The organism is Photorhabdus sp. CRCIA-P01 (assembly GCF_003545805.1).
GTDB lineage: Bacteria > Pseudomonadota > Gammaproteobacteria > Enterobacterales > Enterobacteriaceae > Photorhabdus > Photorhabdus antumapuensis.
The window spans coordinates 23,971-40,070 of record NZ_NMQR01000039.1 but is presented as its reverse complement, the minus strand read 5'-3'; the positions used below and the strand labels follow the sequence as shown (position 1 = coordinate 40,070).

Below are 16,100 nucleotides of genomic sequence, written 5' to 3'. Positions count from 1 at the left end.
TGTCATGCCAATGGCATCGCCCGGTAGCTAAGTGCGGAAGAGATAACCGCTGAAAGCATCTAAGCGGGAAACTTGCCTTGAGATGAGTCTTCCCTTGACTTGAGGTCACGGAAGGAACGTTTAAGACGAAGACGTGGATAGGCTGGGTGTGTAAGTGCAGCGATGCATTGAGCTGACCGGTACTAATGAACCGAGCGGCTTAACCTTACAACACCGAAGGTGTTTTGGCGTCATAAGACAGCGGTCGGAAGACGGAGAGAGTTTCATTCAGCTTGTTCAGAGATTGGTTTTGGGTGTTGTGGCCGAAAGGGAAGCGACAGCCGGAATGGAATGAATTTGCCTGGCGGCGATAGCGCGGTGGTCCCACCTGACCCCATGCCGAACTCAGCAGTGAAACGCCGTAGCGCCGATGGTAGTGTGGGGTCTCCCCATGTGAGAGTAGGGAACCGCCAGGCTTTAATTTAGCATTGTGTAGCGACAGAAAAGCAACACAAAGCACCAGTGGGTAGCGAGTAGGACAACTCCGTCGGGAACGGATTTGAAGGTCGCGAGCAGCGACGGTCCGAAGGGCGAATGGCAGAAGGGCCATTCGTGAACTACCCTGATTGGCATTGAAATTTTATGTTGTGGTAACAGCATAAAGAACAAGAAATTCGGTGGTGCGGTAGTTCAGTTGGTTAGAATACCGGCCTGTCACGCCGGGGGTCGCGGGTTCGAGCCCCGTCCGCACCGCCACTTAATTTAGGGGCGTAGTTCAATTGGTAGAGCACCGGTCTCCAAAACCGGGTGTTGGGAGTTCGAGTCTCTCCGCCCCTGCCAATTATAAGCTGAGTAGCAACGAAGGTAGTTTATAATATTGGTGATCCGTATATGTTACTTGGGTCAGATTATTGATAAGGCGCTGGATTTTTGGTCAGCGCCTTTTTCTTAATGGGATTTTGTAAGAAAAACGGATTCGCCGTTACACTAAAAATCCCTTATGTGAACCTTTTCTCTATAAATGCTCTTACTTGGAAAATTTGTTCCCAAATATTGTCTGGTTTGTAAAGCCCAATATTGCCATCGATTTGAATTCATCATTGATGTTGTTACACGTTTTTCAGTAAGATAATTTTTTCTCAATATTATTCGATCTTATAGCAATAAAACCTTTCTTTCTAATTATCTATTATCAAAGTGAATTCTTATAGATAACTTTTTAGACTTTTTGGCAATTTTCATACTAGTTAACCTTATATCTTGATTATCACTTTTGCAGAGCGATAATCCCCTGACTGATCATCAGGGATGCTGTTGTGAGTTTGTTATCATTAATCTGAACTTTAGAGTTGTCATTCAATAAAGTTCGTAGTTCAGAGTAAACCACAACAGCATAGCCTCTTTATCGCCTTTAAGATTGAACGGTATCTTGTGCCTTGAGCATCTATTTTATAAGTTTAATCATGGCGATATCTCCTATGTTTCTGACAAAGAGGATAAACTTATATGACCAATTGAAAAATATTTCTCAGATAGAACATTCAAGACTTCGAAGCATAGTCAGCTTTTTGTTGGAAGTTGTATTGGATTTAATTGCGTATACATTCCAACCGAAAAAGCCGAGCTTAAATTTACGTGATTCTGAAATTGTTATCCTTAAGAAAAGCTGAGGTTAGTTAAAATCCTTCTGAACTAAGTGTCTAGAGGATATGTACGAATGGATCTTGGCTAATATTTTGATTGTGAAAGTTTTCTTCTTAGAAAAAGCTCGGTTTGAAGGAAAGGGTACCTGAAACGATAAGGTAGGAACACTACGTCTGATTCAGGTCACAGTTTCAAACTATACGTAAGGATTACTTGGGTAAGTAGGGCGCTATATGTGGGAAGATGGCAAAAGTAATCCCACTTTATGCTCGATCTAAGATTTCTTTCTCCCTTACTATTTTCACTCCTATTTTCGTATAGTATTGCTATCCATAAATTTTGCAGAACATATACTTGCTAATTAAATGATTTATATGGATGCTTCTTAATCTCTTGTAGAAGTATTGATGACAGGTATTTTTAATAGCTGCTGAATCAATGCTTGTTGATCGTTGTTCTGTAGCCATATAGCGTATAATGGGCGTTCAATTAGTTCAGTATTTGGGTAAGAGACAAGTTTTGAATATTCGTTTTGCCAGTGTATTGGTAGGAATGCGGCTCCTCTGACACTGTTGAGCAGCTGGCGAGCTATATGTGCCGAAGTGGTTGTAATGATGGGCAATTGTTCACTTTTTAAAATCCGTTGTTCTTGTTGATGGAAATCAGCTCCCCATTCTAATTTGATGTAGTTTTCAACTTGGTATTGCAGATTTTCTTCCGTCGTTAATAATTTCAGGCAAATATTCCCTAATAATAAGCTTTGGAATTCATCCATTTTAGGTGGTTCAGTTGTTATTAGTAGATCTAACTCACGCGAATGAAGTTGTTTAACAAGGGATTGCCGCGTAGAAACCCGGGATTCTAATCTTAGTTCCTGATGTCTTTTATAGAAATCCTGTAGCCAAGGGGTTAAATATGCTTCCCATAATGATGCGGTAGCGCCAATTGTCAATTCAGTATGTTGAGATGCATGTGTTATCTCTTTTTTAGCCAATTGCCAGGTATTCATCAGTGATTCTGCATACGGCACAAGGCGTTCGCCAGCGGCTGTAAGACGGATGTTATTGCGATGACGCGTGAAAAGATTAGCACCTAATTGGTTTTCTAATTGGCGTATGCGAAAGCTGACTGCTGACTGTGTCAGGTATAGTGATTCGGCTGCCCGACCAAAGTGACGAGTTTTACTGACCTCCAGAAAGGTTTTCAGTAATTCAGTGTCCACATGTTTCTCCAATAATTTTTATCGTTAAGATTTAAATGTTTTGTTTTACAGAATGCCAGGCCTATCTAATACTCCGCGCCATAATTAGCATGATAGTAACAGTAATAGAATTAGGAGTGTGTCAGATGGCCGAAAGCTTCATCACGACTAATCGTTTTTTTGATAACAAACATTATCCTCGCGGGTTTTCCCGCCATGGCGATTTCACCATTAAAGAGGCGCAATTGCTAGAGCGTCATGGTTATGCGTTCAATGAGTTAGATCTCGGTAAACGTGAGCCTCAAACAGAAATAGAAAAACTGTTTGTTGCTGTTTGCCGGGGTGAACGTAAGCCTGTGACGATGGAAGAAAAAGTATGGACCAAATATTTGGCAAGGATTAGTCGTCCAAAACGTTTCCATACTCTGTCAGGTGGTAAGCCTCAGGTTGATTCTTCTGATGACTATACCGACACTGATGATTAATATCATCACAAGTTATTAGTACAGGGGCTTTGCCCCTTTTTTCATTTTTAACCTGATTGTTTTTGTAACTGTATTAATAGTCTGTCCATACTACGGTAGCTTAAGGCTTCCATAATATGTAGTTTTTCTATCTCTTTTTTTCCTTCTAAGTCGGCGAGTGTCCGGGATGTCCTCAGAATTCGATGCCATGCTCGGATGGAAAGTCCTAACTTTGTTAGTGTTTCTTCCAGAAACACGGCATCGTTAGGTTTGAGCTTACAAAATGTTTCTGTCTCTTTACTATTCAGATGAGCATTAATTTTTCCACAGCGTTTCAATTGTATTTTTCGGGCTGTCAGTACTCTTAATTTCACATCTTTGCTGCTTTCGCTTGATCTAATTGGGCTACTCAATGTTCCAATGGGTAACAGAGGAACTTCAATTGAGAGATCAAAACGATCTAAAAAAGGCCCGGAAAGTTTTGCCAGGTATCGAAGTATTTGCTGAGGATTACTTCGATTGTGAATTCCTTGATGATGGCCTGTAGGGCTGGGATTCATTGCTGCTATTAATTGAACCTGAGCAGGAAAACAAACTTTTGCCCTGGCTCTGGATATGATTATTTCCCCTGACTCCAGTGGTTCTCTGAGGGCATCAAGGACTCTGCGTTCAAATTCAGGAAGTTCATCCAGAAACAGCACACCGTTGTGAGCAAGTGATATTTCACCGGGTTTAGGAAGTCCACCACCACCAACCAGCGCTGCCATTGAAGAACTGTGATGAGGTGCTCTGAATGGGCGTGTATGCCATTGTTCTGGTGGAAGGTAGGTATCTACCAGGCTATTGATAGCGGCAACCTCAAGGGCTTCTTTGTTTGTTAATGGCGGTAATAAATTGCATAGGCGGCTTGCTAGCATCGTTTTTCCTGTCCCTGGAGGGCCCAGTAGTAAAAGATTATGTCCGCCTGCTGCTGCGATTTCTAGTGTGCGTTTTGCTTGTTCCTGACCAATAATATCCTGAAGATCCGGTTGTGATTGTTCTGTTGAAAATTCATGCCGGATTGTTGTTGTCAGCAGTTGTTTTTCTCCTTGAAGAAAGTGGCAGATATGCAAGAGGTGTTCTGCCATTAACGTTGCATCCTGAGATAAGATGGCTAACTCTGTTCCGTTTTCTGTTGATAGAATAAGTTGCCTGCCTGCGTCTCCCGCGCTTAGCGCAGCTGGAATTGCGCCATTAACTCTCCGTAAGCCCCCGGATAGCGCGAGTTCACCAAGAAACTCATAACGGTTCAGTTTATCGGCAGGTATTTGTTCTGAAGCTGCCAGAATAGCGATAGCAATCGGCAAATCATAACGGCCACCTTCTTTGGGAAGGTCTGCTGGTGCAAGATTGACGGTGATTCTTTTAGGCGGATAGGTAAACCCGCTGTTGATCAACGCGCTTCTGACACGATCTCTTGCTTCTTTTACGGCTGTTTCAGGCAAACCAACCAGAGTTAATCCAGGTAAGCCATTACTAATATGCGCTTCAACAGTAACAATGGGGGCATGAATACCTATAGTCGCTCTGGTATAAATAACAGCGAGGGCCATCCTATTCTCCTTAGTAAGAAAACGCATATGATGGGCTGAAATGAGATAATAAATAGTGTCTTATTATTTTTTTGCGAGACGGCTCTAAGAAATATTCTACGAGGTGGCTAAAAGAATTGTTTTCTTAAATTTTCGTTAGATAACTTTTATTTAAATTAATCGGTGTTTATTTGTTTTATATCCGTAAATTTAATCATGTAATTTGTTTTTATATTATTGTCATGATGGTTTTTTATTATTTTTGGTGCTTTAATATTGGTTTTTTTATTTATTTTGAATTCAAGTTTATATATTTTTTCACAGTAAGTTAAATTAGTGCTTTATATATTTTTGCTTTATTTATTAACTGGGGTTTTTGTCACCCAAGTGATTAATAATAAGATATTTACTTGGATTTAGTTGAATGATTTGTTTTATTTGTTATTTATTAATGTGATATATTGTTTTTATATAATAATCTGGATTTTATCACCTAAATTTAATTCATTTATGGGAAAATAATCTAATTGCAAAATATCTTTTTGAAAATAAACAACATTTTTTCATGTTGAGGAATAAAACAAAATAAAAGTTGTCAAGCTGTGAAGAACGTGATAACTCTTAAATATAGATTAAACAAACGAGTTAAAACGACCAAGATTATGAATATATTTGTCCAAGTGATTAGCCTAATTATTGTCAGCGTGGTGGTGATTATTATCCCACCGTGCGGGGCTGCACTTGGACGAAGAAAGGCTTAGAAGAACAGCCAGATCTCTCGAAGACCCCCGCACCGAAAGGCGCGGGGGTTTTTTTTCGGCAAGCAAAATCAGATAGAGACGGAAACATACAACAGAACAAAATCTGGTCTCACAGGGTAAACACAGGGGATATGAAAAATGAACGGGGCGCAGTGGGTTGTAAAAGCATTACGAACGCAGGGTGTTGATAAGGTTTTCGGCTACCCTGGTGGTGCGATCATGCCGGTTTATGATGCTTTGTACGATGGTGGTGTGGAGCACTTACTTTGTCGGCATGAACAGGGTGCGGTTATGGCTGCAATCGGCTATGCGAGAGCCAGTGGTAAGCCGGGAGTTTGTATTGCTACATCGGGACCGGGAGCAACAAACTTAATCACTGGATTAGCCGATGCGTTGTTAGATTCTGTTCCTGTTGTTGCTATCACTGGTCAGGTTGGTTCTGAATTGATTGGAACTGATGCCTTTCAGGAAGTCGATGTTTTAGGTCTCTCCCTTGCTTGTACTAAACACAGTTTCTTAGTGGACTCACTGGAAAATTTACCCCAAATGATGGCGGAAGCCTTTTCTATTGCCACTAGTGGTCGACCTGGCCCAGTTTTGATTGATATTCCTAAAGATATTCAGCTGAAAGAGGGGAATTTGGTACCACATTTGGTACCCGTTGAGCAAAAGGAGCCCTGCTCGGAAAGTGAATTAGAACAAGCCCGGAAGATGATTGCGGCTGCGGCAAAGCCAGTGTTGTATGTCGGTGGTGGAGTAGGGATGTCTCAAGCAGTTTCTGTTCTGCGAGATTTTGTTGTGGAAACAGGTATACCGGTTGTTTCTACGTTGAAAGGTTTGGGAGCTGCCGATTCAGAACATCCGTGCTATCTGGGAATGCTTGGGATGCATGGTTCGAAAGCGGCCAATCTTGCCGTCCAGTCATGTGATTTACTGATTGCTGTAGGTGCTCGTTTTGATGATCGCGTGACTGGCAAACTCAATACTTTTGCGCCGAATGCAAAAATCATTCATCTGGATATCGATCCAGCAGAGTTGGGTAAATTATGTCAGGCTCATGTGTCGTTACTGGGGGATGTGAAGGAATTATTGCCTCGTTTGCGGCAACCGTTGTCAATTATGCCTTGGCAACAGGAAGTTAAGTATCTGAAAGCTGAATATCCTTGGTGTTATGACCATCAAGGAGAGCGTATCTATGCGCCTTGGTTATTGAAGCAAGTTTCAGATCGTAAAACATTTAATACGGTTATTACTACCGATGTTGGGCAGCATCAAATGTGGACAGCTCAGCATATGACTTTTGATGGACCTGAAAATTTCATTACATCGAGTGGATTGGGCTCAATGGGATTTGGTATCCCTGCTGCGATTGGTGCTCAGATTGCTCGACCGGAAGATATGGTGATCTGTGTATCTGGAGATGGTTCTTTCATGATGAATGTTCAAGAATTGGGGACAATTAAACGCAAGCAATTACCAGTAAAAATTTTATTGTTGGATAACCAGCGATTGGGAATGGTGCGGCAATGGCAGGAACTGTTCTTTGATAAGCGATATAGCGAAACGACGTTAACAGATAACCCTGATTTTGTCACATTAGCAAAAGCTTTTGATATTCCGGGGCAACATATCACTGAGAAATCACAGATTGATGAAGCGCTGAATGCATTATTCACCAGTAAGGGCCCTTATTTATTACAGGTATCCATTGAAGAATTAGAGAACGTTTGGCCGTTGGTCCCTCCCGGTGCAAGCAATGAAACTATGTTGGAGAAATCATTATGATGCAGCATCAACTTGCAATCCATGCTCGTTTCCGTCCTGAAATATTAGAGCGTATCTTACGGGTAACGCGTCATCGTGGATTTCGGATATGTTCAATGAATATGGATCAAACAATGGATGGCGATAATGTTAATATCGAATTAATTGTCGCCAGCCAAAAACCGGTTAATTTGTTGTCTTCACAATTGACTAAATTAGTGGATGTCGCTGGCGTCAAGATCCTGCAAAAAAAATCACAACTCATACGTGCATAACGTAGAAATAAAGGAATAAGAGAATGACGAAGCAATCCGATTACATTTGGTTCAATGGTGAAATGGTTCCTTGGGCAGATGCTAAAGTTCACGTAATGTCCCATGCTTTACATTATGGTACATCTGTTTTTGAGGGAATTCGCTGTTATGATTCTCATAAAGGGCCAGTGGTTTTCCGCCATCGTGAGCATATGCAGCGTTTACATGACTCCGCAAAGATTTATCGTATGCCGTTGAGCCAGAGTGTTGATGAATTAATGGAAGCATGTCGGGCAACCCTTCGTAAAAATAATTTAGTCAGTGCTTATATTCGTCCACTGGTCTTTATCGGTGATGTTGGCATGGGGGTTAATCCACCTGCTGGCTATAAAACGGATGTTATTATTGCCGCTTTTCCTTGGGGGGCTTATCTGGGAGAAGAAGCCCTGGATCAGGGAATTGATGCGATGGTTTCTTCATGGAATCGTGTGGCACCAAATACAATACCAACTGCGGCCAAAGCAGGTGGTAACTACCTATCTTCACTTTTGGTGGGTAGTGAAGCCCGTCGTCGTGGATATCAAGAAGGTATTGCACTGGATGTTCATGGTTATATCTCTGAAGGTGCGGGTGAAAATCTGTTTGAAGTAAAAGATGGCATATTGTTCACTCCACCATTTACTTCATCTGCATTACCAGGAATTACCCGTGATGCCATTATTAAATTAGCGAAAGATTTGGGGCTGGAAGTACGTGAGCAGGTATTGTCGCGCGAATCTCTGTACCTGGCTGATGAAGTTTTTATGTCTGGTACAGCGGCTGAAATCACACCCGTTCGGAGTGTTGATGATATTCAGGTTGGTATCGGTAGATGTGGACCTGTTACTAAGAAAATTCAACAAGCCTTCTTTGGCTTGTTTGACGGCACTACAGATGATAAATGGGGCTGGTTAGATCCAGTCAATCCTCAATAGAACTATAAATAATTTAACGGGCGGTTCGTTCCCCGCCTGTTTTGATAACATGGGAGTGAAGATAATGCCTAAGTACCGTTCTGCCACTACGACTCATGGCCGCAATATGGCAGGAGCTCGCGCTTTATGGCGTGCGACAGGGATGACCGATGCGGATTTCGGTAAACCGATTATTGCGGTAGTTAACTCATTTACTCAGTTTGTTCCAGGGCATGTTCATTTGCGGGACTTAGGTAAACTGGTTGCGGAACAGATTGAAGCATCAGGCGGTGTTGCAAAAGAGTTCAATACCATAGCGGTGGATGACGGTATCGCAATGGGGCATGGTGGTATGCTCTATTCTCTGCCGTCACGTGAATTAATTGCTGATTCTGTTGAATATATGGTGAATGCACATTGTGCGGACGCTATGGTGTGTATTTCCAATTGTGACAAAATTACCCCAGGTATGCTGATGGCAGCATTGCGTCTGAACATTCCGGTGATTTTTGTTTCCGGTGGTCCTATGGAGGCAGGTAAAACTAAATTGTCAGATCAGATCATCAAATTGGATCTGATCGATGCCATGATCCAAGGTGCTAACCCGAATGTCAGTGATGAGGATAGCAATCAAATTGAGCGTTCAGCTTGTCCAACCTGCGGTTCCTGCTCAGGCATGTTTACTGCTAACTCAATGAATTGCCTTACAGAAGCACTGGGTTTGTCTCAACCGGGGAATGGCTCATTACTGGCTACTCATGCAGATCGCAAGGTGCTGTTTCTGAATGCAGGCAAGCGCATTGTTGAGTTGACTAAGCGCTACTATGAGCAAGATGATGATAGTGCTCTGCCGCGTAATATCGCAACGAAAGCGGCATTTGAAAATGCGATGATGCTGGATATTGCCATGGGCGGTTCAACAAATACTGTACTTCACTTACTGGCTGCGGCACAGGAAGGCGAGGTCGATTTTACCATGGCGGATATTGACCGCCTGTCTCGTCAGATTCCTCATCTGTGTAAAGTTGCCCCAAGCACACAAAAATATCATATGGAAGATGTCCATCGTGCTGGTGGTGTGATGGGTATCTTAGGTGAGCTGGATAGAGCCGGTCTGTTGAATCGTCAGGTTAAAAATGTTTTGGGGTTGGATTTGTTACAAACGCTTGATCAATATGATGTGATGCTGACGGTAGATGAATCGATAAAGAAAATGTATTCAGCAGGCCCAGCGGGTATCCGTACTACTCAGGCATTTTCACAGGATTGTCGTTGGCCTTCTTTGGATATTGACCGTGTAGAAGGTTGTATCCGTGACCTCAAACATGCATACAGTCAGGATGGTGGCCTCGCAGTTTTGTTTGGCAATTTGGCTATAGATGGCTGTATTGTAAAAACCGCAGGTGTTGATGAGAACAGTTTGACATTTCGTGGTCCAGCTAAAGTTTACGACAGTCAGGAGGATGCGGTTGATGCGATCTTGGGTGGCAGAGTCGTTGCTGGTGATGTGGTGGTCATTCGTTATGAAGGGCCAAAGGGTGGGCCTGGCATGCAGGAAATGTTGTATCCGACAACTTATCTGAAATCAATGGGGCTAGGTAAAAGCTGTGCATTGATTACCGATGGTCGTTTCTCTGGTGGTACCTCGGGTTTATCAATTGGTCACGTTTCTCCCGAAGCGGCTAATGGTGGGCTAATCGGTTTGGTTCAAGATGGCGATATTATTGATATTGATATTCCACTGCGGAAAATTCAACTTGATATAGATGAAAGGATACTTGCTACCCGTAAAGAAGTGGAATTTGCCCGTGGTGATAAAGCGTGGACACCAAAAGCTCGTGAACGTCAGGTATCGTTTGCCCTGAGAGCTTATGCTTCATTGGCGACCAGTGCGGATAAAGGTGCTGTCCGTGATAAATCTAAGTTAGGGGGATAATCATATGGCTGCATTTCTTCCCTTAACTTCTGCGCCAAATGGTGCAGAGTATTTGAAAGCAGCATTAAGCGCGCCTGTTTATGAAGTTGCTCAGGTGACTCCTTTGCAGGAAATGGAGAAAATTTCTGCCCGCTTGGGAAATACTATTTTGGTAAAGCGGGAAGATCGGCAACCTGTTCACAGTTTCAAGCTCCGTGGTGCGTATGCCATGATTGCGAGTTTGACTGATGAACAAAAAAACCGGGGAGTGATTACCGCGTCAGCCGGTAACCATGCTCAGGGGGTTGCACTTTCTGCCAATCGCTTGGGAATTAACTCTCTGATTGTTATGCCGGTCACTACAGCGGATATTAAAGTCGATGCAGTCCGTGGTTTTGGTGGTAAAGCTCTGTTATATGGTGCTAATTTTGATGAGGCTAAAGCCAAAGCAATAAAAATGGCACAACAGGAGGGCTATACCTTTGTTCCTCCGTTTGATCATCCTGCTGTAATCGCAGGTCAGGCAACATTGGCAATGGAGCTTTTGCAACAGGATGTGCGTCTGGATCGAGTCTTTGTACCTGTTGGTGGTGGTGGCTTGATTGCTGGAGTGGCAGTATTGATTAAGCAACTGATGCCAGAAATCAAAATTATTGGGGTGGAAGCGGAAGATTCAGCTTGCTTGAAGGCAGCAATGGAAGCTGGACATCCGGTAGATTTACCACGAGTTGGTTTGTTTGCTGAAGGTGTTGCTGTTAAGCGTATCGGTGATGAAACATTTCGTTTGTGTCAGCAATATGTGGATGATGTTATCACAGTAGACAGTGATGCTATTTGTGCTGCGGTAAAAGATCTGTTTGAAGATGTACGTGCGATTGCTGAGCCATCCGGTGCATTGGCACTCGCTGGATTGAAAAAGTATGTTCAGCAACATCAGCTTAAAGGTGAACGACTGGCACATATTCTTTCTGGTGCTAACGTAAGCTTCCACGGGTTACGTTATGTCTCTGAGCGTTGTGAATTGGGCGAGCAACGGGAAGCATTGCTGGCAGTGACTATTCCTGAACAGAAAGGGAGTTTCCTGAGTTTTTGCCAGAAATTGGGCGATCGGGTGGTAACAGAGTTTAATTATCGTTATACGGATGCAGATCCTGATCAGGCTTGTCTTTTCGTTGGTGTTCGCCTGAGTCGTGGTGAGGTAGAACGACGGGAAATTATCGAGGAATTGCGTACCGCAGGGTATCAGGTTGCCGATCTTTCAGATGATGAGATGGCAAAATTACATGTTCGCTATATGATCGGCGGTCGCCCATCTAAACCATTGAAAGAGCGCTTGTTTAGTTTTGAATTTCCTGAATCACCAGGGGCTTTACTCAAATTCCTCCAAACTTTGGGAACTTACTGGAATATTACGTTATTCCATTATCGCAATTATGGTACAGATTATGGCCGGGTGTTGGCCGCATTTGAATTGTCAGAAGCGGAAGTGCGTTTTAAACGCCATCTTGATGCATTAGGCTATGCGTATCACGATGAGACGGATACCCCCGCGTTTAAATTCTTTTTAATGTGCCAGGCGTCTGAAACAGCCGGGGGTTGATCGGTGTCTTTCTAATGAGAACACATGTTCTATAGAGCAACAAAATAGCGCCTTGATAAGGTGCTATTTTGACAAGATTTAATATTTGCTGATGTCCCGCTGGAAAGAGCTCAATAATAAGTTCTTTGATTATTTTGCCATTAAATACTGACAGTTCTGTTATCAAGCTTATTTTGTTTTATTGATCATTGTGTTATTTCTTTTCTCCAACCGTGGGTTTTGCCAACCAGATAAAGAGCAGCAGGATCAGAAAAATAAAGCCAAATAGCCAATAAATCTCGTTAGCAGCAATGATCAATCCCTGATGAGTGATTTCACGTGCCAGAGAGTAACTGGCTTGGGCTTGTGACATCCCTAATTGTTCCATTTTCTCATAGGCTTGTTGGGCAATAGGATTATGGGGAGTTATCGATTCAGTTAACTGGACATGGTGGACAGCTTCACGACGGGACCACATGGTAGTGGTAATGGAAGTACCCACGGATGTTGCCAGAGTGCGTAAAAAGTTAAATAAACTGCCCGCAGAGGCGATTTTAGCGGGTTCAACATCAGATAATATAATGGCTGTGAGTGGCATAATTAAACAGGCGATAGCAAAGCCCTGAATAAATTGTGGCCAGGCAGCAGTGGCAAAATCCATTGATAACTCAAAGGTATTCGTTCGCCAAAAGAAACAGAGTGCAAAAATAATAAAGCTAAACATAACTAAATAACGCATATCAATTTTTGAACTAAAACGACCAATGAGTGGAACCAGCATTATTGGCACTATCCCTAATGGAGCCATTACTAATCCTGCCCAAGTGGCTGTATAACCAAATACTACTTGCAATAGTTGAGGTTGCAAAACCAGAGTGCCTATATGGAGTAGGAAAGCCAAACTGATACATAAGGTACCGATAGTAAAATTACGTGATTTAAATAGTGATAAATCAATGATCGGATCATCATCGGTGAATTCCCAGATGATCAGGAAAGTTATGGCAATAACTGCGATAATGGCTAATGTAATAATTTCTGTTGAGTTGAACCAATCAAGCTCTTTTCCTCTATCAAGCAATAGCTGAAAACAACCAACACCGATGACCAATAAAATTAGTCCTACGATATCAATTGACCTAGCCGTTGTTTCAGTTTCCCGGTCCTTTAACAGCATCCAGGTAATAGCAATGGCGGCAAAGCCAACCGGAACATTGATGAGAAAGATCCATCCCCAATGGTAGTTGTCGCTGATCCAACCGCCGAGTATTGGACCACAAACCGGAGCGATAACGATAGTCATTGACCACAGTGCCAATGCCATATTGCGTTTTAGCGGAGGATAGTTGTTGAGTAGCAAACTTTGCGAAAGGGGCATAATTGGCCCGGCTGAGATACCTTGCAGGACGCGGGAAATAATCAACATTTCCAGGCTATTGGCAATACCGCACAACCAGGAAGTTATCACAAACAGTAGCATTGAAATTAAGAAAACCCGGACTTCTCCGAACCGTTTTGCTAACCAGCCTGTTAATGGGATAGAGATCGCGTTAGCAACAGCAAATGAGGTAATAACCCAGGTCCCCTGCGATACTGATGAACCCAAGTCTCCGGCAATCGTCGATATTGCGACGTTAGCAATGGTCAGGTCCAATATTTGTAAAAAAGCGGCTAATGCTAAAGCCAGGGTTAACCAGCCAAGTTTGGCTCCTGATAATGGCTCTTTTAGCATGTTAACCTCACTTATTTTGACTGGTATTAACTTGAATGATTTCGTTAATTAGCCGATCAATTTCTCCTGTGTTGTAAGACAAGACGTTGGTTTCATAAACAATGCCATTACGAGGAGTGTTGGCAAGCACCAGTCCATTCCGATTTCTGGTATCAACCGTGGCGTGCATGGATAAACCGATGCGTAAAGGATGATCAATAAGCTGCTGTGTTTCTAGTTCAACACGGACAGGCAAGCGTTGAACCACTTTGATCCAGTTACCGGTGGCATTTTGTGCTGGCAATAAAGAAAATGCGCTGCCAGTACCCATATCAAGACCTACGATCCGGCCCTTATAAGTGACATCACTACCATAGAAATCGCTAATCAGTGTTACGGGTTGACCAATACGCACATTGGCAAGTTGAACTTCTTTGAAGTTCGCTTCGACCCAAAGTTGATTAGCTGGCACGATAACCATTAGTGGGGCACCGCTTTTTATTTGCGATCCGACTTGAACCCCGCGACGTGAAACGTAGCCGGTTACCGGCGCGACAATCTGGGTGCGTTGTAAGGTTAACCATGCATCGCGGAGCTGAGAAGCGGACAGTTTAATGGAAGGTTGTTGATCTAATGGGGTGTCTATAACTAATGCTTTGTTGGCATGATATTGTTGTCGGGCAACATTCAGCTCAGATTTTGCCATTTGAACACGATTGCGGGAATGAATCAGATCTTCTTTGGCGATAGCACCTGTGAGTCCCAGATGTTCACGTCGTTTTAAATCATCTTGAGCCTGTTGTAATGCCGTTTGTTTGAGCTCAATGTTAGCCAATAGCTTTTCATTATCAATAATGGTTTGGTGAGTTTGCCTGACATTGTTAGCTAATGTATTTTTCGCTCGCTCAAAAGCATGTTCCGCATCAATAGAGTCTAAACGTAGCAGAATGTCGCCCTGTTGAACGAAATCGGTATTATCGGCATGGATAGCTGTTACGCTACCGGTGATCTGGGCCATCACTTGTACCTGATTACCTACAACGTAGGCATCATCAGTAACTTGCTGATGACGTAGAGAAACAAACCAATAGGCGAAGTAACCTAACCCGGCAAAAACAAATAAGAGAGTTGCGAGGATAAGTGCTAACTTACGCTTTGACTTTTTCTCATTAAGCGGAGGTGATTGTACTGGAACTGATTGTATTTCTCCGGCCATGTTCCTCTCCCATCACGGTGATTAAAAATAAATTCGTCTTATTAATGTGCTTATGTTTGATTAAACACCTTGGAGTCGACTACAAGGTCAAGCTCTTCTCGTCTTGATAAAATGAAAATTGCTAATATTTAGCCCTTAAAGCCACAAGTATTATTAGTATTAAAATGATTTATTATCGTTATTAACATTTGATCAGAGAGGCTGGATTGCCTATCTGACAATGATTAACGGTATTTTGTGTCAGTACCCAGAATATTTATCTGGGTACAAATAACCGCAAAATAGGGATACGAACCCATTGATGTTAATTGCTTAACTGGTTCAGGCAGTCATTCCTCCGTCAATAACGAATGTTTGCCCGGTAATGTAACGTCCTCCGAGGCTGAGCAGGAAATTGATTGTCAGAGCAATATCTTCCACTGAACCCAAACGGCCCAATGGGATGTTAGATAATAATTTTTTCCTATGTGGCGCGGGAATATGATCCAGCATTTCAGTGTCAATCAAGCCTGGCGCAACGGTATTGACCCGGACATTAAATCGGCCAACTTCAACCGCTAATGAGCGGGTAATACCGATCATGGCGGCTTTGGTTGCAGCGTAGTTAACTTGCCCTGAGTTAGCTTTAAACGCAGTAACTGAGCTCATGTGGATAATGCAGCCTCCCGCAGTGATCATTTCAGGGAGAAATGCGTGATTGACTAAATAGACAGAAGAAAGATTGGTGGAAATTACATTGTGCCACTCTTCTTCTTTCATATTTATCAGCAATGCATCTTGTGTAATTCCGGCGTTATTGATGATGGCATAGGGAGCGCCATATCGTGAGATAAGCTCTGTTGACAATGTTGTGACTTCTTTAGCGTTTGAGACGTCACATTGATAGCCCTCACAGCGATAACCTTGCTGTTCAATTTCCTGACACAATATTTGAGCTTCATTTATGCTTGATTTATAGGTAAAAACCACGTGATAGTTTTGAGCTGCCAGCATTTTTACTATGCCTTTGCCGATACCACGTGATCCTCCTGAAATAAAAACCCAAGGGGTGTTGAGATTCATTAAGTGATTCCTCTAAATTTATGCCA

At 42.7% G+C, this 16,100-nt stretch carries 12 protein-coding genes, 2 tRNA genes, 2 rRNA genes and 1 pseudogene; 12 read left to right on the top strand and 5 right to left on the bottom strand.

The window, feature by feature from the left end:
• The 5 genes and pseudogenes from D3222_RS18775 to D3222_RS27000 form a co-directional block, all read left to right on the top strand.
• Positions 1-207: ribosomal RNA gene (locus tag D3222_RS18775) — 23S ribosomal RNA — on the top strand; the annotation flags it as partial.
• A 132-nt stretch (positions 208-339) separates the two neighbouring features.
• Positions 340-455: ribosomal RNA gene (gene rrf, locus D3222_RS18770) — 5S ribosomal RNA — on the top strand.
• A 203-nt stretch (positions 456-658) separates the two neighbouring features.
• A tRNA-Asp gene (locus tag D3222_RS18765) sits at positions 659-735 on the top strand.
• An 8-nt stretch (positions 736-743) separates the two neighbouring features.
• Positions 744-819, top strand: a tRNA-Trp gene (locus D3222_RS18760).
• A 668-nt stretch (positions 820-1,487) separates the two neighbouring features.
• A pseudogene (locus D3222_RS27000) lies at positions 1,488-1,649 on the top strand (IS982 family transposase); the annotation flags it as partial.
• Positions 1,650-2,008: 359 nt separating this feature from the next.
• On the opposite strand, the gene hdfR reads toward D3222_RS27000, so the two are convergent.
• On the bottom strand, positions 2,009-2,845 hold the full coding sequence (gene hdfR, locus D3222_RS18750; protein WP_118987504.1) for an HTH-type transcriptional regulator HdfR: 837 nt from the start codon (positions 2,843-2,845) through the stop codon (positions 2,009-2,011).
• 125 nt (positions 2,846-2,970) lie between these two features.
• On the opposite strand from hdfR, the gene D3222_RS18745 reads away from it, so the two are divergent.
• Positions 2,971-3,309 carry a DUF413 domain-containing protein gene (locus D3222_RS18745; RefSeq protein ID WP_118987503.1) on the top strand — a complete coding sequence of 113 codons (339 nt, stop codon included), beginning with the start codon at positions 2,971-2,973 and terminating at the stop codon, positions 3,307-3,309.
• 47 nt (positions 3,310-3,356) lie between these two features.
• On the opposite strand, the gene D3222_RS18740 is transcribed toward D3222_RS18745, so the two are convergent.
• A complete protein-coding gene (locus D3222_RS18740; protein WP_118987502.1) occupies positions 3,357-4,880 on the bottom strand; it encodes a YifB family Mg chelatase-like AAA ATPase in 1,524 nt (507 codons plus the stop codon).
• Between the two features lie 641 nt (positions 4,881-5,521).
• On the opposite strand from D3222_RS18740, the gene ilvL reads away from it, so the two are divergent.
• The 6 genes from ilvL to ilvA all read left to right on the top strand — a co-directional run bounded on the left by ilvL (position 5,522) and on the right by ilvA (position 12,106).
• Positions 5,522-5,620: an ilv operon leader peptide gene (gene ilvL, locus D3222_RS18735; RefSeq protein ID WP_118987509.1), complete on the top strand. Its 99-nt coding sequence runs from the start codon at positions 5,522-5,524 to the stop codon at positions 5,618-5,620.
• A gap of 138 nt (positions 5,621-5,758) precedes the next feature.
• Complete coding sequence (ilvG, locus tag D3222_RS18730; protein WP_118987501.1) at positions 5,759-7,405, top strand: acetolactate synthase 2 catalytic subunit; 1,647 nt, start codon at positions 5,759-5,761, stop codon at positions 7,403-7,405.
• Positions 7,402-7,659, top strand: coding sequence for an acetolactate synthase 2 small subunit (ilvM, locus tag D3222_RS18725; RefSeq protein ID WP_118987500.1), 258 nt, complete (start codon positions 7,402-7,404; stop codon positions 7,657-7,659). Before ilvG ends, ilvM begins: the two co-directional genes overlap by 4 nt.
• 23 nt (positions 7,660-7,682) lie before the next feature.
• Positions 7,683-8,612 (top strand): branched-chain amino acid transaminase, encoded by a 930-nt coding sequence (locus D3222_RS18720; RefSeq protein WP_118987499.1) that lies wholly within the window; start codon positions 7,683-7,685, stop codon positions 8,610-8,612.
• 64 nt (positions 8,613-8,676) lie between these two features.
• A complete protein-coding gene (gene ilvD / locus D3222_RS18715; protein WP_118987498.1) occupies positions 8,677-10,527 on the top strand; it encodes a dihydroxy-acid dehydratase in 1,851 nt (616 codons plus the stop codon).
• Between the two features lie 4 nt (positions 10,528-10,531).
• Positions 10,532-12,106 carry a threonine ammonia-lyase, biosynthetic gene (gene ilvA, locus D3222_RS18710; RefSeq protein WP_118987497.1) on the top strand — a complete coding sequence of 525 codons (1,575 nt, stop codon included), beginning with the start codon at positions 10,532-10,534 and terminating at the stop codon, positions 12,104-12,106.
• A 193-nt stretch (positions 12,107-12,299) separates the two neighbouring features.
• Here ilvA and D3222_RS18705 read toward each other — a convergent pair whose 3' ends face one another.
• The 3 genes from D3222_RS18705 to fabG form a co-directional block, all read right to left on the bottom strand.
• Positions 12,300-13,817, bottom strand: coding sequence for a DHA2 family efflux MFS transporter permease subunit (locus D3222_RS18705; RefSeq protein ID WP_118987496.1), 1,518 nt, complete (start codon positions 13,815-13,817; stop codon positions 12,300-12,302).
• Between the two features lie 7 nt (positions 13,818-13,824).
• Positions 13,825-15,012: a multidrug efflux MFS transporter periplasmic adaptor subunit EmrA gene (emrA, locus tag D3222_RS18700; RefSeq protein WP_118987495.1), complete on the bottom strand. Its 1,188-nt coding sequence runs from the start codon at positions 15,010-15,012 to the stop codon at positions 13,825-13,827.
• Positions 15,013-15,333: 321 nt separating this feature from the next.
• Positions 15,334-16,074: a 3-oxoacyl-ACP reductase FabG gene (gene fabG / locus D3222_RS18695; protein ID WP_118987494.1), complete on the bottom strand. Its 741-nt coding sequence runs from the start codon at positions 16,072-16,074 to the stop codon at positions 15,334-15,336.
• Positions 16,075-16,100 lie beyond the last annotated feature (26 nt).